Here is a 23,295-nt window from a genome sequence, read left to right on the forward strand (position 1 = left end):
CGATGCCGTACTTGGGGGCATCGCTCGAAATTGACAGGGACCGGTGCCGCATCCTCAGCACTTGATTCCAACATGCAGGGCCGCGATGCCGCCGGTCATGTTGTGGTAGTCCACATGGCCGAATCCGCTTTTCTGCATCAGGGTCTTCAGCTCCTGCTGGCCCGGATGCATGCGGATCGACTCGGCCAGGTAGCGGTAGCTGGACGCATCGCCCGCCACCAGCTGGCCGATGCGCGGCAGCACCTTGAACGAATACCAGTCGTAGGCCTTCGCCAGCGGCCGGGCGACCTGCGAGAACTCCAGCACCAGCAGCTTGCCGCCGGGCCGCAGCACGCGGCACATCTCGGCCAGCGCCACGTCCTTGTGGGTCATGTTGCGCAGGCCGAAGGCCACGCTCACCAGGTCGAAACGGTTGTCGGCGAACGGCAGCTGCTCGGCGTCGCAGACGGTGGTGGGCAGCACCACGCCCAGGTCCAGCAGGCGGTCGCGCCCGGTGGAGAGCATGGCGGCGTTGATGTCGGTGTGCACCACGCAGCCGCGCGGCCCGGCCTTCCTGGCGAAGGCCAATGCCAGGTCGCCGGTGCCGCCGGCGATGTCGAGCACCTGCTGGCCTTCCTGCACGTTGGCCACCATGACGGTGTAGGCCTTCCAGGCGCGGTGCAGCCCGGCGGACATCAGGTCGTTCATCACGTCGTACTTGGGCGCGACGGAATCGAAGACCTTGCGCACTTCGCGCGCCTTGTCTTTCTCTTCGACCGACTGGTATCCGAAATGGGTGGTGCTCATGTTGCGTAGATGCTAGTGGTGAAAAGGGCCCGCGCCTTGCAGAGCCCCGCGTCCGTGGCGGGGCTTCGGCGCGGAGAAATCAAAACCAAACCGGGTTGCAGCCGGCGCGGATCGCCGGCCTATAGCTACCAAAACGATAGCAAACTATCTGCAGGCGCCATCGCGGCGCGGACGGCGTCGCACGCCGCCGGGTGCCGGCTAGCCGTGGCTGGAGCAGCCTGCGCCGCCGCGCGACGGCATCGGGTCGTCGCGCCCGCGGCCCGCTTCGGCCAGGCGCTTTTCGTAGCGCGACCAGTGCTCGGCCTGCCCGGCGCCCAGTTCGTAGAGGTAGGCCCAGGTGTAGATGCCGGTGTCGTGGCCGTCGCTGAAGACGGGCTTGACCGCGTAGTTGCCGATCGGCTCCAGCGCCACGATGCCGACGTCGCGCTTGCCGGTCTGCAGCGTCTCCTGTCCGGGCCCGTGCCCCTGCACCTCGGCCGAAGGCGAGAGGATGCGCAGCAGCTCGAATGGCAGCCGGAACCGGGCGCCGTCGGAGAACGCGACTTCCAGCACCCGCGAGGCGCCGTGCAGCGTGAGGGCTTCGGGCGTCGCGGTGCCCGGTGTCAATCCAGCCATGGGGTGGCTCCTGTTCTAGAAAAAGGGGCGGCAGGTCATGCCGCCGCCGGACCCGCGTCGAGCCGCGCGGCGATGGCCGCGTCGATCGCCGGCATGCGCCGCGACAGCGCATTCTCGTGGGCCGTGTCGCGCGGCCGCACGGCGGCGGCCCAGACCGGCGCGGGGAAATGGCTGTCGTCCTCGAAGCGGGCGACGATGTGCCAGTGCAGGTGCGGCACCAGGTTGCCGAACGCGGCCAGGTTGATCTTCTCGGGCCGCAACTCTCGGCGCAGCACCTGCTCGATCGCGGCCACCGCCTCCATGCACAGGAAACGGTCTTCCACCGACAGGTCGGAGAACTCGGCCACGTGCTGCGTCCAGACCAGCCGGTAGAAGGCGGGAAAGCCCGCCTCGTCGGCGCGGACCACGCGGAAATGCGGGCCGCGCCAGACGAGCGCGCCGCCGTCGCCGTCGCACAGCACGCAGCCGGCGACGCGGGGAATCGATTGCAAGGACATGCCGAGATTATTGGCGCGCGGCGCAGGGGCCGCGTGCCAAACCGCTACACCAGCACCCGCTCGATGCCGCCGTTGTTGGCGGCCGCCACGTACGCGGGCATCCACTCCTCGCCGAGGATGTGGCGGGCCATCTCGACCACGATGTAGTCGGCCTCGAGCAGGCCGTTGTTCAGGTCGTCGCCGTAGCGCTTCAGGCCCTGCAGGCAGCTCGGGCAGCTGGTGAGGATCTTGACGTCGGAGGTGGCCGGCAGGTCGGCCTTGATGCGCAGTGCGGCCTCGCCCTTCTTCAGTTCCTCTTCCTTGCGGAAGCGGACCTGGGTGGAGATGTCGGGCCGGGTCACGCCCAGCGTGCCCGATTCGCCGCAGCAGCGCTCGCTCTTCAGCACGTTGTCGCCCAGCAGCGCCTTGACCGTCTTCATCGGCTCCTGCAGCTTCATCGGCGTGTGGCAGGGGTCGTGGTAGAGGTAGGCGCCACCGGCGTCGAGCTTCAGGCCCTTCTCGAGCAGGAACTCGTGGATGTCGATGATCCGGCAGCCGGGGAAGATCTTGTCGAACTGGTAGCCCTGCAGCTGGTCGTAGCAGGTGCCGCAGCTCACCACCACCGTCTTGATGTCGAGGTAGTTGAGGGTGTTGGCCACCCGGTGGAACAGCACCCGGTTGTCGGTGATGATCTTGTCGGCCGCGTCGAACTGGCCGCTGCCCTTCTGCGGATAGCCGCAGCAGAGGTAGCCGGGCGGCAGCACCGTCTGCACGCCGGCATGCCAGAGCATCGCCTGCGTGGCCAGGCCCACCTGGCTGAACAGCCGCTCGGAGCCGCAGCCGGGGAAGTAGAAGACGGCCTCGCTCTCGGTCGTCGTCGCCTTCGGGTCGCGGATGATCGGGACGTAGTCGCGGTCCTCGATGTCGAGCAATGCGCGAGCCGTCTTCTTCGGCAGGCCGCCCGGCATCTTCTTGTTGACGAAGTGGATCACCTGCTCCTTGAGCGGTGCCCGGCCGACGGTCGCCGGCGGGTGCGCGGTCTGCTTGCGCGCCAGGCCGCCCAGCAGCTTGTTCGCCGCGCGCTGCGCCTTGAAGCCGACGTCGACCATCGCGCCGCGCATCAGCTTGATGGTCTGCGGGTTGGTGGCGTTCAGGAAGAACATCGCCGCCGCATTGCCGGGCCGGAACGATTTCTGGCCCATCTTGCGCAGCAGGTTGCGCATGTTCATCGACACCTCGCCGAAGTCGATGTTCACCGGGCACGGCGTGAGGCACTTGTGGCAGACGGTGCAGTGGTCGGCCACGTCCTCGAACTCCTGCCAGTGCTTGATACTGACGCCGCGGCGGGTCTGCTCTTCGTACAGGAAGGCCTCGACCAGCAGCGAGGTGGCCAGGATCTTGTTGCGCGGGCTGTAGAGCAGGTTGGCACGCGGCACGTGGGTGGCGCAGACCGGCTTGCACTTGCCGCAGCGCAGGCAGTCCTTGACCGAATCGGCGATGGCGCCGATGTCGCTCTGCTGCATGATCAGCGACTCGTGGCCCATCAGCCCGAAGCTCGGCGTGTAGGCGTTGGTCAGGTCGGCATGCAGGCCGAAATTGGGAGCCGAATCGGGCTGCAGCCGGCGATCCGCGCCGACCTCCTGCTCCTTATTTCGTAGCAGCTTGCCCTTGTTGAAGCGGCCTTCCGGGTCGACGCGACGCTTGTAGTCGGTGAACGGCTGCAGCTCCTCGTCGTTCAGGAACTCGAGCTTGGTGATGCCGATGCCGTGCTCGCCCGAGATCACCCCGTCAAGGCTGCGGGCCAGCACCATGATGCGGGCAACCGCCTCGTGCGCGGTCTGCAGCATGTCGTAGTCGTCGCTGTTGACCGGCAGGTTGGTGTGCACGTTGCCGTCGCCGGCATGCATGTGCAGAGCCACCCAGACCCGGCCCTTCAGCACCCGCTTGTGGATCGCGTTCACCTCATCGATCAGCGGCTGGAACTCGGCACCGCCGAAGATCGTCTGCAGCGGCTGGCGGATCTGCGTCTTCCAGCTGGCGCGCAGCGTGTGATCCTGCAGCTGCGGGAACAGGGTGGCCACGTCCTGCAGCCAGCCCTGCCACTGGGCGCGTACCCCGGCGACCAGCGCCAGGGCCTGGGCCACCCGGTCTTCCAGCAGGTCGGCCGACGGGATGTCGTTGGCGTCGTCGCTCTTGCCGAGCGGCAGGTTGCCACGCGCGAAGAAATCATCCAGCGCGTCGCAGAGCTTCAGCTTGTTGCGCAGGCTCAGCTCGATGTTGATCCGCTCGATGCCGTCGGTGTACTCGGCCATCCGCGGCAGCGGGATCACCACGTCCTCGTTGATCTTGAAGGCGTTGGTGTGCTTGCTGATGGCGGCGGTGCGCTTCCTGTCCAGCCAGAACTTCTTGCGCGCCTCGGGGCTGATCGCCACGAAGCCTTCGCCGCTGCGCGAGTTGGCGATGCGCACCACTTCGCTGGTGACGCGGGCCACCGCGTCGGCATCGTCGCCGCTGATGTCGCCGAACAGCACCATCTTCGGCACCGACGATCCGCTCGCGCCGTGCTTCTTCGACTTGGTGGCGTAGCCGACCGCCTTCAGGTAGCGGTCGTCCAGGTGCTCCAGGCCGGCCAGCAGCACGCCCGAGCGCTTCTGCTCTGCGAACATGAAGTCCTTGATCTCGACGATGCTGGGCACCGCGTCCTTGGCGTTGCCGAAGAACTCCAGGCAGACGGTGCGGGTGTGCGGCGGCATGCGGTGCACGATCCAGCGGCCGCTGGTGATCAGGCCGTCGCAGCCTTCCTTCTGGATGCCCGGCAGGCCCGACAGGAACTTGTCGGTCACGTCCTTGCCGAGGCCTTCCTTGCGGAAGGTCTTGCCGGGAATGTCGAGCCGCTCGGTGCGGATCGGCGTCCTGCCGTCGGCCTCGAAGTACTGCAGCTCGAAGCTGGCCATCTCGGCGTCGTGGATCTTGCCCAGGTTGTGGCCGATGCGGGTCACCTCCAGCCACTGCGCGTCGGGCGTCACCATGCGCCACGAGGCCAGGTTGTCGAGCGCGGTGCCCCACAGCACCGCCTTCTTGCCGCCGGCGTTCATCGCGATGTTGCCGCCGACGCAGGACGCCTCGGCCGAGGTGGGATCGACCGCGAAGACGTAGCCGCCGCGCTCGGCCGCATCCGACACCCGCTGCGTCACCACGCCGGCGCCCGTCCAGATGGTGGGCACCGGGTGGTCCACGCCGGGCAGCTGCCGCAGTTCGACCTCGGTCATCTGCTCGAGCTTCTCGGTGTTGATCACCGCGCTCTTCCAGGTCAGCGGGATCGCGCCGCCGGTGTAGCCGGTGCCGCCGCCGCGCGGGATGATGGTCAGGCCCAGGTCGATGCAGCCCTTGACCAGGCCGGCCATCTCCTCCTCGGTGTCGGGCGTCAGCACCACGAACGGGTATTCGACCCGCCAGTCGGTGGCGTCGGTCACGTGCGACACGCGCGACAGGCCGTCGAACTTGATGTTGTCCTTGGCGGTCAGCCGGCCCAGGCTGCGCTGGGCCTCGCGGCGCAGGGCGGCGACGGTGTCGAAGTCGGCGCCGAAGGCGCGGATCGCACCGTCCACCAGCCCCAGCAACTCGACCACCACCGCGTCGCGCTTCGGATCGGCCTGCGGGGTGCGGCGTTTCTGGACTTCCGAGAGGCGGTGCCGCAGGGCCTCGACCAGCAGGCGGCGGCGCTTCGGGTTGCCCTGCAGGTCGTCCTGCAGGTAGGGGTTGCGCTGCACCACCCAGATGTCGCCGAGCACTTCGTAGAGCATGCGGGCCGAGCGGCCGGTGCCGCGCTCGCCGCGCAGCTGCTCCAGCATGTTCCACGCCCGCGCGCCCAGCAGGCGTATGACGATCTCGCGGTCGGAGAACGAGGTGTAGTTGTACGGGATCTCGCGCAGCCGCGCAGGCCCTTCGGCCTGTGCGAGGAGGGCCGCCAGGGCGGTGGGAGCATTCATCGGGGATACCTGGGTCGGGCGGGGTCGCCCATGGGCCTTGGGAGGGCGATTTTAGCCGCGCGGGTCGGTTCGCGCCGGCCGCCCCGCCGGCACCCCGCGGGCGCGGGCCGCCGCCCTAGACCGCGGGCGGGTCGGTGTCTTCGTCCGGGGCGATGTGGATGCGGTCGCGCCCGGCGCGCTTGGCGGCGTAGAGCGCCCGGTCGGCCCGCTCCAGCGTCTCGCCGGGCTGGTCGGTGGCGCGCACCGCCGCGACGCCGGCGCTGAGGGTCACGTGGAAGTGCCGCCCCTGGTCGATGAACTCGAGCTGCGAGAAATGCAGCCGGATCTCGTCGAGCACCTTGCGGGCCTGCGCCGGCGCGCAATCGGGCAGCACCGCCACGAATTCCTCGCCGCCGTAGCGGCCGAGCTGGTCGGCCCGGCGCAGCCGCTGCCGCAGCAGGTTGGCCAGGCTGCGGATCACGTTGTCGCCCACGCCATGGCCGTAGGTGTCGTTGACCCGCTTGAAATGGTCGATGTCGATCATCACCACGCTGGCCGGCTTGCTGCCGCGGGCGCTGCGCAGCACCTCCTGCGTCACCTGTTCCTTGATGTCCGCATGCCGCAGCAGCCCGGTGAGCCCGTCGCGCGACAGGGCCGCGCTGAGCAGCCGCGCGCGCTGGGCCCGGGCGAACACGGTGGCGACCAGGGCGTTGTCGGAGATCGGCTTGGTGACGAAGTCGTCGCCGGCCTTGAGCAGGGCGTCCATCTGCCGCGCGATGTCGGTCTCGGCCGAGAGGTAGATGATCGGGATCCGCAGCAGGTCGTCGTGGAAGCGGATGATCTGCGCCAGCTCGGGGCCGGAGCAGCCGGGCATCATCACGTCGAGCAGCAGCACCTCGGGCAGGAAAGCGCGCATCGCCTCCAGCACCTGGGCCGGCCGGGCCTGCACCTCCACCCGCATGCCGCTGCTGCGCAGCACCAGGGCATAGCGCTCTGCCAGCGCCAGGTCGTCGTCGACGATCATGACCCGGTAGGGGTCGCCGTTCTGCTGCACGAAGGTGCGCTCCAGCCGGTTCTCCAGATCGGTCAGGTTCACCGGCTTGCCGAAGAAGCCGGTGGCGCCGGCCCGCACCGCGCGCAGCCAGGTGTCGAACCGGTTGTCCGACGTGATGACCAGCAGCGGCACCGGCTGGTGCATGTGCGCCTGAATGTCGGCTGTCAAAGCCAGTCCGTCCTCGGCATCGTCGCCCAGGTGCACGTCCACTATCAGCGCGTCGGGGTCTTCGCCCAGGCAGGCTTCGCGGAAGGTCTCGGCCCGGTCGTAGTGGCGCGCGTCGTAGCCGAAGTTGCGCAGCGTCAGCTCCATGTTGCGGCCGACCACCCGGTCGTCTTCCAGGATGAAGATGCGGTAGCTCTGGCCCTGCGCCAGGCGGCGCGCCACCAGCGGGCCCTCGGGCGGCGTGGCCCGCGCCGGCAGGCGCTCGGTGTGCAGGCCGCGCACCTCGTCGGCGAAGGCCTGCAGTGCCGCGGGATCGGCATCGAAATGCTCCAGCCACTGCGCCGCCTGGCGTTCGAGCCGCCGCGCGGCCTCGCCCAGGCGCGGGAATCCGAACGTGCCGGCCGAGCCTGCGATCTTGTGCAGCCGGTCGCGCAAGGGCTGCAGCTGCGGATGCGCCGACGCGTCGCCAGTCCCTTCCAGCAGCGAGTCGGCCAGTACGCCCAGCGCCTGGAACTCGCCCTCGAGCCGCTGGGCGAACTGTTCCGACAGCAGGGCCAGCTGGCGCTGCAGCGCTTCCTGCAGCGCCCGCTCGTCAGCCATGCGCCGCGGCCCAGATCGCCTTGACCTGCGCGGCCAGCTGCATCGGGTCGAAGGGCTTCACGATCACGTCGCGGGCACCCAGGCTGCGGTAGTGCTCGATCTCGGCCGGCTGCACCTTGGCGGTCATGAACGCCACCGGGATGCGGCCCAGGTCCACCACGGTGCCGAGCCGCGCCAGGGTCTCGGGCCCGTCCATGCCGGGCATCATCACGTCGAGCAGGATGAAGTCGGGCGCGAAGGCGACGACCTGGTCGAGCGCCTCCTGGCCCGACGAACAGCTCAGGACCTGCAGCCCGCCCACGATCTCCAGCGCCACCTTGGCGACCGCCTGGATGGAAGCGTCGTCCTCGACATGCAGTACGCGTTGCAATGGGCTCACCGGGAATCTCCTGGGTTGTGGGGGTTACGGGGCAGCAGCCCCTGCAGCACCGACAGGAAGCGCTGCTCGCTGGTGCGCGACTTGGCCAGCGCCGCCTGCACCTGTTCCAGCTGGCCGCCCGAGAGTTCGTTGGCCGACATGACCACCACCGGCAGGCCGGGATGCTGCCGGTGCAGCTCGTCGAGCAGGTCCCAGCCGTTGCCGTCCGGCAGGCCCAGGTCGAGCAGCACCAGATCGTAGCTGCCCTGCGCCAGCAGGCCGCGGGCCTCGGCCAGCGTGTTGGCTCCGTCGAAGTCGGCGATGGCCGCGCCCTGGCCGGCGATCACCTGGCGCAGGTCGGCGTCGTCCTCGATGTGCAGCACCCGCGGCTTGCCTTCGGCACCGGGGCGCATCACATGGCGCAGGGCGGAGAGCAGGTGGCGCTCGTCGATCGGCTTGTCGAGCCAGTCGATCGCGCTGAAGCTGCCGCTGAGCGCCAGCCGGCCCGCATCGCTCGCGGCCGAGATCACCACCACCGGCAGGCCGGCGGTGCGCGGATCGGCCCGCAGCTCGCGCACCAGCTCGGCGCCGTTGCCGTCGGGCAGGCGCAGGTCGAGCGTCATGGCAGCGAAGCCGCCGGCCAGCGCCTTCTCGCGCGCCTGCTGGGCGGTGTGGGCCAGTTCCACCTGGTAGCCGGCGCGTCCGAGCATGACCTTGAGCAGGTGGGCGATGTCGGGCTCGTCCTCCACCACCAGCAGCTTCAGGCCGTTGCCGGGCACCGCGTCGGCGGCCACCCGCGCCTCGGCGGCCGCATCGACCACCGGAAGCTCGAACCAGAACACCGAGCCCTGTCCTTCGGCCGATTCGAAGCCCACCTGGCCCGCCATGCGCTCGACCAGCTCCTTGGTGATCGCCAGGCCCAGGCCGGTGCCGCCCTTCTGCCGGGTGTCGGACGCATCGGCCTGCGCGAACTTCTGGAAGATGCGCGAGCGGAACGCCGCCGGGATGCCCGGACCCCGGTCGTGCACGCTGACCCGCACCACCGGGCCGCGGCGCTGCGCGACCACGTCGACGACGGCGCCCGCCGGCGAGAACTTGGCGGCGTTGGAGATGAAGTTGGCCAGCACCTGCTGCAGCCGCATCGCGTCGATCCGCACCTGCACGTCGGTCTCGCACGCCAGCTCGAACCGCACGCCGTGCTGCTGGGCATAGGACTGGTTGGCGGCCACCGCCTCCTCCAGCACCGGCCGCAGCGGCTGCTCGCGCAGGTCGAGCGTCATCTGGCCGGCCACCAGCTTGTCCATGTCGAGCAGGTCGTTGATCAGCAGGCTCAGCCGGTTGCTGTTCTGGTGGGCGATCGACAGCATCTGCCGCATCATCGGCGGCACCTCGCCGAGCGCGCCGCCGTTGACCAGGCCGAGCGATCCGGCGATCGAGGTGAGCGGCGTGCGCAGCTCGTGGCTCACGGTGGAGACGAACTCGCTCTTCATCCGCTCGCTGCGCTTGCGCTCGGTGATGTCGCGCAGGTTCACCATGATCTTCTGTGCGTCGCCCACCGTGACCCGGGTGGCCGTCACCTCCAGCTCCAGCGCGTGGCCGTCGCGGTGCTCGGCACCGCGCTCGTGGGCGCTGTCGGCGGCGCTGTCGGTGGCATCGGCCAGCTGCCGTGCCAGGCCGCCGTCGGGGTCACCCAGCAGCTCGGGCAGGCTCCGGCCGATCGCGTCGGCCAGCGCGTGGCCGGTGATGGCGGCGACCCGGGCGTTGGCGTCGGTGATGCGCCAGGTCGCCGGCTCCATCAGCACGATGCCGTCGGACGACTGCTGGAACTGGCGCTGCAGGAAATCGCGCTCGCGCTGCAGCTGGCGGTCCTGCTCGTCGCGCAGGGCCAGCAGGCGGTTGAACGCGGCGGAGAGCTGGCCGACCTCGTCGTTGCGCCACACTTTCAGGGTGCGGCCGGCGGTGCGGCCCTCGGCCATGTCGTTGATCGTCGTCGCCGCGATGCCCAGCGGCGCCAGGGTGCGCCGCAGCAGCCACCAGACCGCGGCCGCCACGGCCGCCATCAGCAGCACGATCATGGCCAGGCACTGCGCCATCAGCCGGCGGATCGGCGCGAACGCCTCGTCCTGCGACTGGGTCTGCACCAGCAGCCAGCCGGTCTCGGGCAGCGTGTCGGCCGCATACAGCAGGCGCTGGCCCTGCGCATCGGCGGCGCTGCCGACGGTGCTGCCGCCACGGACCGCGTCGAGCAGCGGGCTGGCGCCGGCGGCGGGCAGCGGCTGCAGCGCCTCGGCGCGGCCGGTGGCGGTGACGTAGATCCGCGCCGCAGGGTCGATGATGGCCAGCGCGCCGGTGCCGTTGATCATCTCGCTCTCGACCCGGTCGAACAGGCTGCCTTCCGACAGCTCCAGGATGCCGACCACAAGGGCGATGGTCTGCCCGCCCGCCACCCGCAAAGGCTGCACCATCGCGATCTGCGGCACCTTCAAGGCCTTGCCCAGCATCGGCTGCCCGAGCACCGGCTTTCCGCTGGCCAGGGCCTCGGCGACGACCGGAAAGTCGATGTACGACCGCCCGAGCCGGCCGGGCACCGCCAAGGTTTCCGCCACGCCGACGCCTTGCCCGTCGAGCACCAGCACGCCGCCCCGGAAGAGCTGGTTGAGCGTGTTGCGGTTGCGCAGCAGGGCCTGGAGCCGGTCGTTCGGCAGCAGCGCGCCGTCTTCCTGCAACTGCGGCGCTAGCCCTTCCAATGCGGTGCGGCGCGCACCGAACTCGTTGTGCAGCCGCCGCACGATCGCCTGCACCGAGCCCTGCTGCTCGCGCAGCAGCATGTCGCGTGTGCCGCTCCACAGCACCTGGCCGGTCAGGAAGGCCAACGCCGCGGTGGCCACCAGCATGCCGAGCAGCACGATCAGGAGGATTCTTTTCTGGATGCTGGACGTGTGCATGGTGGGGCGCGGAGGACCGCCTGAAAGGGAAGCGGGCGCCGAAGCGCCCGCCGGGGTTCGCAAGCCGCGCAGGCTATCAGAACAGCACGCGGCTGCGCAGCGTGCCCGGCACCTCGCCGAGCTTGCGCTGCGCCAGGTCGGACGAGGCGGCGTCGACGTCGATCACCACGTAGCCGATCTTGGCGTTGGTCTGCAGGAACTGCGCGGCGATGTTGATCTGGTTGTCCGAGAAGATGGTGTTGATCTGCGACAGCACGCCCGGCACGTTGCGGTGGATGTGCAGCAGCCGGTGCTTGCCGGCGTGGGTGGGCAGGGCCACCGCAGGGAAGTTGACAGACGAGGTGGTGGCGCCGGTGTCGCTGTAGCGCACCAGCTTCTCCGCCACTTCCAGGCCGATGTTGGCCTGCGCCTCCATGGTGGAGCCGCCGACGTGGGGCGTGAGGATCACGTTGTCGAGCCCGCGCAGGGGCGACTGGAACTCGTCCTTGTTGCTGCGCGGCTCGACCGGGAACACGTCGATCGCGGCACCCAGCAGCTTGCGCGCCTTGAGCGCCTCTGCCAGCGGCTCGATCTCGACGACCGTGCCGCGGGCGGCGTTGATCAGGATCGCGCCGGGCTTCATCGCGGCGATCTCGGCGGCGCCGATCATCCACTGCGTCTCGGGTGTCTCGGGCACGTGCAGGCTGACGATGTCGGCCTGGCCCAGCAGGCCGTGCAGCGTCGGCACCTGGCGGGCGTTGCCCAGCGGCAGCTTGGTCACCGTGTCGTAGAACGCGACCTGCATGCCCAGGCCCTCGGCCAGCACCGACAGCTGGGTGCCGATCGAGCCGTAGCCGACGATGCCCAGCGTCTTGCCGCGGATCTCGTAGGAGTTGTCGGCCGACTTGAGCCAGCCGCCCCGGTGGGCCACCGCGCTCTTCTCGGGCACGCCGCGCAGCAGCAGGATCGCCTCGGCCAGCACCAGTTCGGCTACCGAGCGGGTATTGGAGTACGGCGCGTTGAAGACGGTGATGCCGCGCTCCAGCGCCGCGTCCAGGTCGACCTGGTTGGTCCCGATGCAGAAGCACCCCACCGCGTTGAGCTTGTGCGCCTCGGCGAAGACCTCGGCCGTCAGCTGGGTGCGCGAGCGGATGCCCAGGAAGTGCACGTCGGCGATCTTGGCCTTCAGCTCCGCGTCGCTCAGGGCGCCGGGCAGCGATTCGATGTTGGTGTAGCCCGCCTGCTGCAGCACCTCGACCGCGGACGGGTGGATGCCCTCGAGCAACAGGAATTTGATCTTGCTTTTGTCCAGGGAGGTCTTGGTCATGGCGCGCGGGAGCGGGTCCCGGTTCGGTCTGAAGGCGGAATTCAAATGCTAGCATGGTGCGTTGCAGCAAGCCTGCACCGGCCCCTTGCCCTCGGCAACGGCAGGGCCGGACGACGCGCCCGCCTGGATCGCCACCCGCCGCATCGGCCCGAGAGGGTTTCCCCGCTTTCGGCCCGGTTATATTTGTCATGAAAATGACACACAGATGTCACATGCGGCGACGAGCATGCCGCCCTGCTCGTCCCTATTTTCTTCCAGGAGTTATTCATGAAATTTGCACGCCTCGCCTTGGCGGCTGCATTCGGCGCGATCGCGGCCGTCCCGGCCGTCGCGCAGACCGAGATCCAGTGGTGGCACTCGATGACGGCGGTCAACGGCGAATGGGTCAACGACCTGGCACGCCAGTTCAATGAAAGCCAGAAGGACTACAAGATCCTGCCGACGTACAAGGGCACCTACGACGAGTCGATGACCGCCGCGGTGGCCGCCTTCCGTGCCGGCAACGCGCCGCACATCCTGCAGGTGTTCGAGGTGGGCACCGCCACGATGATGGCCAGCAAGGGCGTCGCGGTGCCGATCACCAAGGTGATGCAGGACGCGGGCAAGAAGTTCGACCCGTCGGCGTACGTGCCTGCGGTCTCGGGCTACTACACCGCGCCCAACGGCCAGATGCTGAGCTTCCCGTTCAACAGCTCCACCACCATCTTCTACTTCAACAAGGACGCCTTCAAGGCGGCCGGCCTGCCGACCGACAAGGCGCCCGCCACCTGGCCCGAGGTGGTCGCCGCGGCCGCCAAGCTGAAGGCGTCGGGCAACAAGTGCCCGTTCACCACCGCCTGGCAGAACTGGACCCAGCTGGAGAGCTTCTCCGCCTGGCACAACGTCGAGTTCTCCAGCAAGTCGAACGGCCTGCAGGGGCTCGACACCCGCCTGAAGGTCGACTCGCCGCTGCACCTGCGCCATATCGAGAACCTGGCCAACATGGTCAAGCAGGGCCTGTTCATCTACAAGGGCCGCAGCAACGTGCCGGAGGCCAGCTTCGTCTCGGGCGAGTGCGCCATGATCGCCACCTCGTCGGGCTTCTACGGCAACGTGGCCAAGAACGCCAAGTTCGCCTACGGCCTGGCGCCGCTGCCCTACTACCCCGACGTCGAAGGCGCGCCGCAGAACACCGTGATCGGCGGCGCGAGCCTCTGGGTCATGTCGGGCAAGAAGGCGGAAGAGTACAAGGGCATCGCCGAGTTCTTCTCGTTCATCTCGACGCCCGAAGTGCAGTCGGCCAGCCACAAGCGCACCGGCTACCTGCCGATCACCACCGCGGCCTACAAGCTGACCGAGGAATCGGGCTTCTACAAGCAGAACCCGGGCACCGACGTCGCGGTGACCCAGATGATCCGCAAGGTGACCGACAAGAGCCGCGGCATCCGCCTGGGCAACTACGTCCAGATCCGTGCGATCGAGGACGAGGAACTCGAGCAGGTCTGGAACGGCAAGAAGACCGCCAAGGAAGCGCTGGACGCGATCGTCAAGCGCGGCAATGAACAACTCGAACGCTTCCAGAAAGCAAACAAGAGCTGACCGCACCCCGCGCTAGACCCACCGCCGTGCCTGCATAGGGCCGGCGGTTTTCGTTTTCAGGTTTGTATGGAAAAACGTGTTCTGTTCCGATCGCCGTGGTTGCCATGGGCGCTGCTGGCGCCGCAGATGGCGATCATCTGCGTCTTCTTCTTCTGGCCGGCGGGCAAGGCGCTGCTGCAGTCGCTGCAGTCGCAGGACGCGTTCGGCATGTCCACCGAATGGGTGGGCCTCGACAACTTCCGCCAGCTGTTCGCCGATTCGACCTATGTCGAGTCGTTCAAGACCACCGCGCTCTTCTCGGTGCTGGTGGCCGGCATCGGCCTGGCGCTGTCGTTGATGCTGGCGATCTTCGCCGACCGCATCATCCGCGGCGCGATGTTCTACCGCACCCTCCTGATCCTGCCGTACGCGGTCGCGCCGGCCGTGGCCGCGGTGCTGTGGGTCTTCATGTTCTCGCCCTCGCTGGGGGTGGTGGCGTACGCGCTGGGCCACATCGGGATCGACTGGAACCACCTGCTCAACGGCACGCATGCGATGACGCTGATCGTCATGGCCGCGGTGTGGAAACAGATCTCCTACAACTTCCTGTTCTTCCTGGCGGGCCTGCAGTCGATTCCGAAGTCGCTGATCGAGGCCGCCGCGATCGACGGGGCCGGCCCGTGGCGCCGGTTCTGGACGATCCAGTTCCCGCTGCTCTCGCCCACTACCTTCTTCCTGCTGGTGATCAACGTGGTCTACGCCTTCTTCGACACCTTCGCGATCGTCGACGCCGCCACCCAGGGCGGCCCGGGCAAGGACACCGCCATCCTGGTCTACAAGGTCTACTACGACGGCTTCAAGGCGATGGACCTGGGCGGCTCGGCCGCGCAGTCGGTGGTGCTGATGCTGATCGTCGTCGTGCTGACGGTGGTGCAGTTCCGTTATGTCGAGAAGAAGGTGAACTACTGATGGTCGAACGCAGCCCCACTCTCGGCATCCTCGCCCACGTGGTGATGGTCCTGGGCGTCCTCATCGTCGCCTTCCCGCTCTACCTGGCCTTCGTCGCCTCCACGCATTCGGCGCAGGAGATCGTGCAGGCGCCGATGCCACTGCTGCCCGGCACCCACTTCTGGGAGACCTACAAGTCGGCGCTCTTCGGCGGCGGCAGCGGCGCCGGCTCCACCGCGCCGGTAGCCCGCATGATGTGGGTCAGCCTGGTGTCGGCCCTGGTCATCACCTTCGGCAAGATCGCGATCTCGCTGCTCTCCGCCTTCGCGGTGGTGTACTTCCGGTTCCCGTTCAAGCAGCTGTGCTTCTGGATGATCTTCGTCACCCTGATGCTGCCGGTCGAGGTGCGGATCGGGCCCACCTACCAGGTGGTGTCGGACCTGGGCATGCTCAACACCTATGCCGGCCTCACCGTGCCGCTGATCGCCTCGGCCACCGCCACCTTCCTGTTCCGGCAGTTCTTCCTGACGGTGCCCGACGAGCTGGTGGAGGCCGCCCGCATGGACGGCGCCGGGCCGATGCGCTTCTTCAAGGACGTGCTGGTGCCGCTGTCGAAGACCTCGATCGCGGCGCTGTTCGTGATCCAGTTCATCTACGGCTGGAACCAGTACCTCTGGCCGCTGCTGGCCACCACCACCGAGGACATGTACCCGGTGGTGATCGGCATCAAGCGGATGATCGCCGGCGGCGACGGCCAGAACGAATGGAACATCGTGATGGCGACCGCGTTGCTCGCGATGCTTCCGCCCGCGCTGGTGGTGATCCTCATGCAGAAATGGTTCGTCAAGGGCCTGGTAGACACCGAAAAATGACCCCCAGGCTTGCCCACTGCGTGTGGCCGCCAACCCCCTCTTCGGGGGGCAACACCGGCGGCCTGGCAAAGCCAGATCCGCGGTGTTCCTGGACGGGAACCGTCGCGATTGCAAAGTACAACTGAGAACGATATGGCAGCCATTTCCCTGAAAGACGTCGTCAAGCGCTACGGCATCGGTCCCAAGGCCAACCAGGTCATCCACGGCGTGAACGCCGAAGTGGCCGACGGCGAGTTCATCGTGATCGTGGGCCCTTCGGGCTGCGGCAAGTCGACCCTGCTGCGCATGGTGGCGGGCCTGGAAGAGATCAGCGGCGGCACCATCTCGATCGGTGGCCGGGTTGTCAACGACCTGGAGCCGGCCGAGCGCGACATCGCGATGGTGTTCCAGAACTACGCGCTCTACCCGCACATGAGCGTGTTCCAGAACATGGCCTACGGCCTGAAGATCGCCAAGGTACCGCTTGAAGAGATCAAGACCCGGGTCGACAAGGCCGCCAAGATCCTGGAGCTGGGCCACCTGCTGGAGCGCAAGCCCCGCGAGCTCTCCGGCGGCCAGCGCCAGCGCGTGGCCATGGGCCGTGCCATCGTGCGCCAGCCGCAGGTGTTCCTGTTCGACGAGCCGCTCTCCAACCTCGACGCCAAGCTGCGCGCCCAGACCCGGCTGGAGATCCAGAAGCTGCACCGCGAGCTGGGCATCACCAGCCTGTTCGTCACACACGACCAGGTCGAGGCGATGACGCTGGCGCAGCGGATGATCGTGATGAACGGCGGCGTCATGGAGCAGTTCGGCACGCCCGAAGAGGTCTACCACCGGCCCGCCTCCACCTTCGTCGCCAGCTTCATCGGATCGCCGCCGATGAACCTGCTCAAGCACGCGGCCGAGGCCCGGCCCGGCACCGTGCTGGGCGTACGGCCCGAGCACCTGGACATCGTCCCGGCCGGCACGCCCAGCACCTGGGCGCTGCAGGTCGACAACGTCGAGCTGCTCGGCGCCGAGCGGCTGGTGTACTGCCACCTGGGCGAGGACGCGCTGATCGTGCGGGCCGAGGAAGGCAAGCACGCCCCCGCGCCCGGCAGCACCCTGCACGTGCTGGCCCGGCCCGAGCGGCTGCACTGGTTCGACGCCACCTCCGGCAAGCGGATCTGACCGCCATGGCAGACGCCGCGCTCCCGTTCGGCATCGCGGATGCCTGGCCCTACCCCCGCTGGATCGCCCACCGCGGTGCCGGCAGGCTTGCGCCCGAGAACACGCTGGCCGCCTTCCGCCTCGGCGCCCGGCACGGCTACCGCATGTTCGAATGCGACGTGAAGCTGAGCGCCGACGGCGTGCCTTTCCTGCTGCACGACGCCACGCTGGAGCGCACCACCAGCGGCCACGGCACCGCCGGCCACCAGCCGTGGGCGTCGCTTGCCCAACTGGATGCGGGCGGCTGGCATTCGCGCGGCCATGCCGGCGAGCCGCTGCCCAGCTTCGAGAACATCGCCCGCTACTGCCTGCAGAACGGCTGGCTGCTCAACATCGAGATCAAGCCCACCCCCGGCACCGAGCGCCACACCGGCGAGGTGGTGGCCGCCCACGCCGCGCGGCTCTGGCAGCAGGCGGCCGTGCCGCCGCTGCTGACCTCGTTCAAGCCCGAATCGCTCGAAGGGGCGCGGGCAGCGGCACCGGCCCTGCCCCGCGGGCTGCTGCTCGACAGCCTGCGCGACGGCTGGCTGGAAGAAGCGCTCGCGCTGGAATGCGTGGCCATCGTCTGCAACCACGCGCTGTGGGACGCCGGCAACGTCGAGGCGGTGTACGCGGCCGGCCTGCGTGCGCTCTCCTACACCGTCAACGACGACTGGGCGGCCCAGCGGCTGCTGGCCCTGGGCACCGACGGCATCATCACCGACCGGGTCGATTTCTTCTCGCCGGCCTGACTCCGTCAACGCTTCGGGCCACCGCCAGAAGGTGTGAAAGAACCGTAGCGAGCAAGCCCGAGTGTGCAGTGAGGACCGGAGCCGTACTCCTGTACGGTGAGGACCGGAATTGCGCAATCGGGCTGCGCAGTAGGTTCTCTCACACCTTCTCAGCGCCAGGCGCGGCGCAGGCACCACTCGGTGGTGGCCATCGCCAGCACCAGGGCGATCCATGTCGCCATCGCGCCGTCGTGCCCGGTGAGCACCAGGCCCAGCACCAGTACCAGCACCCCCACGCCCGCGTCCAGCGCCAGCCGCCACGGCCAGGCCACCCGGGGCGGTCCGGGCACCACCAGGCGGGCGGACAGGGCCAGCAGCGCGGCGGTCCAGAACGCGGGCGCGACGAAGTTCAGCAGGTGGTTCAGCAGGTCGGCGGCGGACATGGGGCAGGCGCCGGTGCGGGGCGCGGGAGGGACGGCGAAGGCATAACCGTTCGCATTCATACCGATAGAAAGGGGCTATGCGCCGCGGACAGCCATGAATTTTATAATCCGGGGATGGCAGTCTGGGCTTTAGGCATCAACCACACCACCGCGCCCCTGGATCTGCGCGGCAGGTTCGCGTTCGCGCTCGACCAGATCGCCCCGACGCTGCAGGGCTTGCGCGGCTCGTTCACTACCGGCGGCGGCCGGCATCCCGAGGTGGAAGCGGCCATCATCTCCACCTGTAACCGCACCGAGATCTACTGCGCCGGCGAGCGCCCCGCGCTCGACCACACCCTCGGCTGGCTGGCCCGGACCGGCGGCGTGCCGGACGCGCTGCTCCAGTCCCACTCCTACACCCTGCAGGGCGACACCGTGGCCCGGCACGCGTTCCGGGTCGCCAGCGGCCTGGATTCGATGGTGCTGGGCGAGGCGCAGATCCTCGGCCAGATGAAGGACGCGGTGCGCGCCGCGGAAGACGCCGGCGCGCTGGGCAGCACGCTCAACCAGCTGTTCCAGCGCTCCTTCTCGGTCGCTAAGGAAGTGCGCAGCTCCACCGAGATCGGCACCCAGTCGATCAGCATGGCGGCCGCGGCGGTGCGCCTGGCCGGCCAGCTCTTCGAGGACCTGTCGGAGATCAAGGTGCTGTTCGTCGGCGCCGGCGAGATGATCGAGCTGGCCGCGACGCACTTCGCGGCTCGCAACCCCAGGGGCATCGCCATCGCCAACCGCACGCTGGAGCGTGGCCAGGCCCTGGCCGGCCGCTTCGGCGGCGAGGTGATGCGCCTGGCCGACCTGCCCGACCGGATGCACGAATTCGACGCGGTGGTGAGCTGCACCGCCAGCACCCTGCCGATCATCGGCCTGGGCGCGGTGGAGCGGGCGCTGAAGCGCCGCAAGCACCGGCCGATGTTCATGGTCGACCTGGCCGTGCCGCGCGACATCGAGCCCGAGGTCAAGGCGCTCGAGGACGTGTACCTCTACACGGTCGACGACCTGGCCAGCGTGGTGCAGACCGCCCAGGCCAGCCGCCAGGCCGCGGTGGCCCAGGCCGAGACGATCATCGACGCCGGCGTGCTCAGCTTCATGCACTGGATGGACCAGCGCGACCCGGTGCACGGCGCGGTGCCGCTGATCCGCCAGCTGCACGCCCAGGCCGACGCATGGCGCAGCGCCGAGATCGCCCGGGCGCGCAAGCTGCTGGCCCGCGGCGACGATGTCGACACGGTGCTGGAAGCCCTCTCCCGCGGCCTCACCCAGAAGATGCTGCACGGCGCGATGGCCGAACTGCATGCCGGCGATGCGGCCCAGCGCGAGCAGACCGCCCAGACCGTCTCGCGCCTCTTCCTGCGCGGCGACGGCCGCAAGGAACGTTAGCGGCGCTCGCCGCTGCCGTGGCGCCGCGTCGCCACGCCGCCCCGCGCGGCCTTTGCCGCGCCGCCGGCTCCCCGGGGCCGGCGTCCTCCCCCGATTCCCGTTCCCCGCACCCCTTCTCTCGCCCGTGAAAACATTCCTTCGCCACCAGCTCGACCGCTACGCCGTCCGCCTCGAGGAACTCGACTTCCTGCTCTCGCGCGAGGACATCATGGCCGACATGGAGCAGTACCGCGGCCTCTCCCGCGAGCATGCCGAGGTGACCCAGGTGGCCGGCCGCTACGCCCGCTACCGCCAGTGCGAGGCCGACCTGCAGGGCGCCCGCGAGATGCTGGCCGACCCCGACATGGCCGAGATGGCGCAGGAGGAGATCGCCGCCACCGAGGCCGAGCTGCCCCGGCTGGAGGAAGAGCTGCAGCGCCTGCTGCTGCCCAAGGACCCGGACGACGTGCGCAACGCCTTCGTCGAAATCCGTGCCGGCGCGGGCGGCGACGAGTCGGCCCTCTTCGCCGGCGACCTGGCGCGGATGTACACCCGCTACTGCGAGCGCGCCGGCTGGCGCTGCGAGGTGGTGAGCGCCAACGAGAGCGAGCTGGGCGGCTACAAGGAAATCGTATTCCGCATCGTCGGCGACGGCGCCTTTGGCCGGCTGCGCTTCGAATCGGGCGGCCACCGGGTGCAGCGGGTTCCGGCCACCGAAACCCAGGGCCGGATCCACACCAGCGCCTGCACCGTCGCCGTGATGCCCGAGCCCGACGAGCACCAGGCGATCACCCTGAACCCGGCCGACCTGCGGATCGACACCTTCCGCGCCAGCGGCGCCGGCGGCCAGCACATCAACAAGACCGATTCGGCGGTGCGGGTGGTCCACATCCCTACCGGCATCGTCGCCGAGTGCCAGGACGGCCGCAGCCAGCACAGCAACAAGGCCAAAGCGCTGCAGGTGCTGCAGGCCCGGCTGCAGGAAAAGGACCGCAGCGAGCGCGCCGCCAAGGAGGCCGCAATGCGCAAGGGTCTGATCGGCAGCGGCGACCGCAGCGACCGGATCCGCACCTACAACTTCCCCCAGGGCCGGCTCACCGACCACCGCATCAACCTGACGCTCTACAAGCTGCTGATGGTGATGGAAGGCGACCTGGGCGAGGTGCTCGACGGCCTGCAGCAGGCGCGCGAGGCCGAGCAGTTGGAGGAGCTGGAAGGCCAGAAGGGCTGAGGCCCGTGCGCCCCCGGTGAGCCTCAACGCGCTTTCGATAGTCGAACAGGCCTGTAGCCGGCTCTCCACGCCGACATCTAGCTACCAAATGCATAGCAAACCCTACGACATCGCCCAGGCACTGCATGCCGCGGCCACCGCGGGCCTGGACCGGCTCGACGCCCAGTTGCTGTTGCTGCACGCCCTGGCCCGCCCGGCGCACGACCGGGCCTGGCTGTTGGCGCACGACACCGATCCGCTGCCGCCCGCGGCGCAAGGCGCGTTCGACGCGTTCTGCGCCGGCCGCCGGGCGGGCCTGCCGGTCGCCTACCTGGTCGGCGAGAAGGAGTTCTTCGGCCTGCCGCTGGCCGTCGATGCCCGGGTGCTGGTGCCCCGGCCGGATACCGAGACGCTGGTCGTCTGGGCGCTCGAAGTGCTGGCGGATGCGGCCCGCACCGACGCCGCCGAAGTGCTGGACCTGGGCACCGGCAGCGGCGCCATCGCGCTGGCCCTGGCGCATGCGACCGCCCGGCCCGGCGCCGGGCCGGCTGCCCGGGTGACCGCGCTCGACGCCAGCCCCGATGCGCTGGCCGTCGCCGGCGGCAATGCCCGGCGGCTGGGCCTGGCGGTCGAATTCCTGCACAGCGACTGGTTCTCCGCCGTGGCCGGCCGCCGCTTCGACCTGCTCGTCTCCAATCCGCCCTACATCGCGGCCGGCGATCCGCACCTGGCGGCACTGCGCCACGAACCCACCGCAGCGCTGGTGGCCGGGGCCGACGGGCTGTCGGATCTGCGCACCCTGGTCGCGGGCGCCCCGGCCCACCTGCGGCCGGGCGGCTGGCTGCTGCTGGAGCACGGCTGGGACCAGGCCGACGCGGTGCAGGCCCTGCTGCGCGCGGCCGGCTTCGCCCAGGTGCAAAGCCGCAGCGATCTGGCCGGCATCGCCCGGTGCACCGGCGGGCTTTGGCCATCGCACGGATAATCGCGCATCCCTTTTTGCACGACCTGCCGCGCCCGTTGGCGCATCCATCCGGAGAAACCCCATGAGTGACGCCCAGAAACGCATCGACGACCTCGTCAAATCCAACGAAGTGCTGCTCTTCATGAAGGGCAACGCCAGCTTTCCGATGTGCGGCTTTTCCGGCCGCGCGATCCAGGTGTTGAAGGCCTGCGGCGTCGACACCAAGGCGCTCAAGACGGTCAACGTGCTGGAGGACGACGGCATCCGCCAGGGCATCAAGGAATACAGCCAGTGGCCGACGATCCCGCAGCTCTACGTCAAGGGCGAGTTCATCGGCGGCTCGGACATCATGATGGAGATGTACGAGTCGGGCGAGCTGCAGAAGGTCATCTCCGGCCCGGCCGCCTGATGCCCTGCCGGCCGTAGCGGCCGGTACCCACGCTCCTCTCCGGCGCGGTCCCCCGATCAGGGCGACCGCGCCGTTGCTTTTCGGGCGTTCCGACAGGTGTGCGCACATGGACGGCTGGCACGGTGTGTGCTGCAATGAATCCGTCACCGACACCTACCCCAAGGAGTGGCCCTATGGAATCCCGCAGTCTCGTCGTCGCGCAGACCTCCCGTTCTTCCGAGTGCCCGCCACCCTTCCAGCTGCCGATCGCCCAGGTCCGCAGCGTGTTCGACCCCTCCGACGTGGAGCGCCGGCTGGGCAAGCTGCAGGCGGCCGCCGGCGACGGCCGGGAGCACGAGAGCCTGCGCGGCACCTACGAGCGCATGCTCGCGCGCGGCCCAGAGCGCTTCCAGGTCAAGCCCGCCGGCGTGCCCGAGATGGCATCCCTCTACGACGCGCTGCCCAACTTCACCGAAGTGCTCGACGACGTGCGCCGCCACGTCGCCCTCAGCCAGGACAGCCGCGACGGGCTGGAAGTCACCCCGATGCTGCTGCTCGGCCCGCCCGGCATCGGCAAGACCCATTTCGCCAGGCACCTGGCCGACCTGATCGGCACCGGCATGAACTTAGTGCCGATGGGCTCGATGACCGCCGGATGGCTGCTGTCGGGCTCGGCCTCGCAGTGGAAGGGCGCGCGGCCCGGCAAGGTGTTCGAGGCGCTGGTCGAGGGCGCCTACGCCAATCCGGTGATCGTCGTCGACGAGATCGACAAGGCCAACTGCGACGCCCAGTACGACCCGCTGGGCGCCCTCTACGGCCTGCTGGAGCACGACACGGCCGGCGCCTTCGTCGACGAGTTCGCCGAAGTGCCGATCGACGCCAGCCAGGTGGTCTGGATCACCACCGCCAACGACCCGCGCGGCATCCCCGACCCGATCCTCAACCGGATGAACGTGTTCGAGGTGCAGCCGCCCTCGCCCGCCCAGGCGCGCCACATCGCGCTGCGGCTCTACCAGTCGATCCGCGCCGAGCACGACTGGGGCAGCCGCTTCGGCGAGACGCCGCACGACGACGTGCTCGACCGGCTGGCGCCGCTGGCCCCACGCGAGATGCGCCGGGCGCTGATGGTGGCCTTCGGCAACGCCCGGCTCGATGCGCGGGCCGAGTTGCGGGCCGACGACCTGCCGCGCGCCGGCAACGGCCGCAGCCGCATCGGGTTCATGCAATAGGCATGGGCGCGGCGCCTGCGCCGCGACCAGGGTGCACGCACCGCCGGTGAGGCGGCGAGGCGATGACGCGGGGTGCCGTGGCACCGGCCCTCCACGTCGGCTCGCCGTCGCGGTGCGGACG

At 69.2% G+C, this 23,295-nt stretch carries 19 protein-coding genes; 10 read left to right on the forward strand and 9 right to left on the reverse strand.

The features are described from left to right. Positions 1–54: 54 nt before the first annotated feature. From ubiE to serA, 8 genes are all read right to left on the reverse strand, one after another. Complete coding sequence (ubiE, locus tag ASE76_RS12825) at positions 55–786, reverse strand: bifunctional demethylmenaquinone methyltransferase/2-methoxy-6-polyprenyl-1,4-benzoquinol methylase UbiE (protein WP_055840091.1); 732 nt, start codon at positions 784–786, stop codon at positions 55–57. A 198-nt stretch (positions 787–984) separates the two neighbouring features. Next, on the reverse strand, positions 985–1,401 hold the full coding sequence (locus tag ASE76_RS12830; protein WP_055840093.1) for a gamma-butyrobetaine hydroxylase-like domain-containing protein: 417 nt from the start codon (positions 1,399–1,401) through the stop codon (positions 985–987). Between the two features lie 35 nt (positions 1,402–1,436). Continuing rightward, on the reverse strand, positions 1,437–1,898 hold the full coding sequence (locus ASE76_RS12835) for an HIT family protein (protein ID WP_055840095.1): 462 nt from the start codon (positions 1,896–1,898) through the stop codon (positions 1,437–1,439). A gap of 44 nt (positions 1,899–1,942) precedes the next feature. Then, positions 1,943–5,866, reverse strand: coding sequence for a DUF3683 domain-containing protein (locus ASE76_RS12840; protein WP_055840096.1), 3,924 nt, complete (start codon positions 5,864–5,866; stop codon positions 1,943–1,945). A 115-nt stretch (positions 5,867–5,981) separates the two neighbouring features. After that, positions 5,982–7,664 carry a diguanylate cyclase gene (locus tag ASE76_RS12845; protein ID WP_055840098.1) on the reverse strand — a complete coding sequence of 561 codons (1,683 nt, stop codon included), beginning with the start codon at positions 7,662–7,664 and terminating at the stop codon, positions 5,982–5,984. Next, positions 7,657–8,043, reverse strand: a complete 387-nt coding sequence (locus ASE76_RS12850; RefSeq protein WP_055840100.1) for a response regulator — start codon at positions 8,041–8,043, stop codon at positions 7,657–7,659. The genes ASE76_RS12845 and ASE76_RS12850 overlap by 8 nt, the downstream gene beginning before the upstream one ends. Further along, on the reverse strand, positions 8,040–10,967 hold the full coding sequence (locus tag ASE76_RS12855) for a response regulator (protein ID WP_055840102.1): 2,928 nt from the start codon (positions 10,965–10,967) through the stop codon (positions 8,040–8,042). Before ASE76_RS12855 ends, ASE76_RS12850 begins: the two co-directional genes overlap by 4 nt. A 76-nt stretch (positions 10,968–11,043) precedes the next feature. Next, on the reverse strand, positions 11,044–12,273 hold the full coding sequence (gene serA / locus ASE76_RS12860; RefSeq protein WP_055840104.1) for a phosphoglycerate dehydrogenase: 1,230 nt from the start codon (positions 12,271–12,273) through the stop codon (positions 11,044–11,046). Positions 12,274–12,540: 267 nt separating this feature from the next. On the opposite strand from serA, the gene ugpB reads away from it, so the two are divergent. The 5 genes from ugpB (at position 12,541) to ugpQ (ending at position 17,569) form a co-directional block, all read left to right on the forward strand. Next, positions 12,541–13,851, forward strand: coding sequence for a sn-glycerol-3-phosphate ABC transporter substrate-binding protein UgpB (gene ugpB / locus ASE76_RS12865; RefSeq protein ID WP_055840106.1), 1,311 nt, complete (start codon positions 12,541–12,543; stop codon positions 13,849–13,851). Positions 13,852–13,917: 66 nt separating this feature from the next. Next, positions 13,918–14,799, forward strand: coding sequence for a sn-glycerol-3-phosphate ABC transporter permease UgpA (gene ugpA / locus ASE76_RS12870; protein WP_055840108.1), 882 nt, complete (start codon positions 13,918–13,920; stop codon positions 14,797–14,799). Then, positions 14,799–15,650 carry a sn-glycerol-3-phosphate ABC transporter permease UgpE gene (gene ugpE / locus ASE76_RS12875; RefSeq protein WP_055840110.1) on the forward strand — a complete coding sequence of 284 codons (852 nt, stop codon included), beginning with the start codon at positions 14,799–14,801 and terminating at the stop codon, positions 15,648–15,650. The genes ugpA and ugpE overlap by 1 nt, the downstream gene beginning before the upstream one ends. 132 nt (positions 15,651–15,782) lie before the next feature. Further along, positions 15,783–16,799 carry a sn-glycerol-3-phosphate import ATP-binding protein UgpC gene (locus ASE76_RS12880; protein ID WP_055840112.1) on the forward strand — a complete coding sequence of 339 codons (1,017 nt, stop codon included), beginning with the start codon at positions 15,783–15,785 and terminating at the stop codon, positions 16,797–16,799. A 5-nt stretch (positions 16,800–16,804) separates the two neighbouring features. Then, on the forward strand, positions 16,805–17,569 hold the full coding sequence (ugpQ, locus tag ASE76_RS12885; protein WP_055840114.1) for a glycerophosphodiester phosphodiesterase: 765 nt from the start codon (positions 16,805–16,807) through the stop codon (positions 17,567–17,569). A gap of 149 nt (positions 17,570–17,718) precedes the next feature. On the opposite strand, the gene ASE76_RS12890 is transcribed toward ugpQ, so the two are convergent. Beyond that, positions 17,719–17,991 (reverse strand): hypothetical protein, encoded by a 273-nt coding sequence (locus ASE76_RS12890; protein WP_055840478.1) that lies wholly within the window; start codon positions 17,989–17,991, stop codon positions 17,719–17,721. A gap of 114 nt (positions 17,992–18,105) precedes the next feature. Between ASE76_RS12890 and hemA the strand changes: the two genes are divergently transcribed. The 5 genes from hemA (at position 18,106) to ASE76_RS12915 (ending at position 23,174) form a co-directional block, all read left to right on the forward strand. Continuing rightward, positions 18,106–19,407 carry a glutamyl-tRNA reductase gene (gene hemA, locus ASE76_RS12895; protein ID WP_055840116.1) on the forward strand — a complete coding sequence of 434 codons (1,302 nt, stop codon included), beginning with the start codon at positions 18,106–18,108 and terminating at the stop codon, positions 19,405–19,407. Positions 19,408–19,531: 124 nt separating this feature from the next. Further along, entirely contained in the window at positions 19,532–20,617 is a 1,086-nt protein-coding gene (gene prfA / locus ASE76_RS12900) for a peptide chain release factor 1 (RefSeq protein ID WP_055840117.1), read from the forward strand. Positions 20,618–20,705: 88 nt separating this feature from the next. Beyond that, the gene (gene prmC, locus ASE76_RS12905) at positions 20,706–21,578 is read left to right on the forward strand and encodes a peptide chain release factor N(5)-glutamine methyltransferase (protein ID WP_055840118.1); all 873 of its coding nucleotides are present in this window, start codon (positions 20,706–20,708) and stop codon (positions 21,576–21,578) included. Between the two features lie 61 nt (positions 21,579–21,639). Further along, on the forward strand, positions 21,640–21,966 hold the full coding sequence (grxD, locus tag ASE76_RS12910; protein ID WP_055840119.1) for a Grx4 family monothiol glutaredoxin: 327 nt from the start codon (positions 21,640–21,642) through the stop codon (positions 21,964–21,966). Positions 21,967–22,139: 173 nt separating this feature from the next. After that, positions 22,140–23,174, forward strand: coding sequence for an AAA family ATPase (locus ASE76_RS12915; RefSeq protein ID WP_055840121.1), 1,035 nt, complete (start codon positions 22,140–22,142; stop codon positions 23,172–23,174). Positions 23,175–23,295 lie beyond the last annotated feature (121 nt).

This window comes from Xylophilus sp. Leaf220, assembly GCF_001421705.1.
Classification (GTDB): domain Bacteria; phylum Pseudomonadota; class Gammaproteobacteria; order Burkholderiales; family Burkholderiaceae_C; genus Xylophilus.

Bases quoted from the DNA above. Each gene is read 5' to 3' on its own strand.
- ASE76_RS12835 (WP_055840095.1), bottom strand. From the start codon at position 1,898: ATGTCCTTGCAATCGATTCCCCGCGTCGCCGGCTGCGTGCTGTGCGAC.
- serA (WP_055840104.1), bottom strand. From the start codon at position 12,273: ATGACCAAGACCTCCCTGGACAAAAGCAAGATCAAATTCCTGTTGCTC.
- ASE76_RS12915 (WP_055840121.1), top strand. From the start codon at position 22,140: ATGGAATCCCGCAGTCTCGTCGTCGCGCAGACCTCCCGTTCTTCCGAG.
- ASE76_RS12845 (WP_055840098.1), bottom strand. From the start codon at position 7,664: ATGGCTGACGAGCGGGCGCTGCAGGAAGCGCTGCAGCGCCAGCTGGCC.
- ugpB (WP_055840106.1), top strand. From the start codon at position 12,541: ATGAAATTTGCACGCCTCGCCTTGGCGGCTGCATTCGGCGCGATCGCG.
- ubiE (WP_055840091.1), bottom strand. From the start codon at position 786: ATGAGCACCACCCATTTCGGATACCAGTCGGTCGAAGAGAAAGACAAG.
- ugpA (WP_055840108.1), top strand. From the start codon at position 13,918: ATGGAAAAACGTGTTCTGTTCCGATCGCCGTGGTTGCCATGGGCGCTG.
- ASE76_RS12890 (WP_055840478.1), bottom strand. From the start codon at position 17,991: ATGTCCGCCGCCGACCTGCTGAACCACCTGCTGAACTTCGTCGCGCCC.
- ASE76_RS12880 (WP_055840112.1), top strand. From the start codon at position 15,783: ATGGCAGCCATTTCCCTGAAAGACGTCGTCAAGCGCTACGGCATCGGT.
- ASE76_RS12840 (WP_055840096.1), bottom strand. From the start codon at position 5,866: ATGAATGCTCCCACCGCCCTGGCGGCCCTCCTCGCACAGGCCGAAGGG.
- ASE76_RS12830 (WP_055840093.1), bottom strand. From the start codon at position 1,401: ATGGCTGGATTGACACCGGGCACCGCGACGCCCGAAGCCCTCACGCTG.
- grxD (WP_055840119.1), top strand. From the start codon at position 21,640: ATGAGTGACGCCCAGAAACGCATCGACGACCTCGTCAAATCCAACGAA.
- hemA (WP_055840116.1), top strand. From the start codon at position 18,106: ATGGCAGTCTGGGCTTTAGGCATCAACCACACCACCGCGCCCCTGGAT.
- ugpQ (WP_055840114.1), top strand. From the start codon at position 16,805: ATGGCAGACGCCGCGCTCCCGTTCGGCATCGCGGATGCCTGGCCCTAC.
- ugpE (WP_055840110.1), top strand. From the start codon at position 14,799: ATGGTCGAACGCAGCCCCACTCTCGGCATCCTCGCCCACGTGGTGATG.
- ASE76_RS12855 (WP_055840102.1), bottom strand. From the start codon at position 10,967: ATGCACACGTCCAGCATCCAGAAAAGAATCCTCCTGATCGTGCTGCTC.
- prmC (WP_055840118.1), top strand. From the start codon at position 20,706: ATGCATAGCAAACCCTACGACATCGCCCAGGCACTGCATGCCGCGGCC.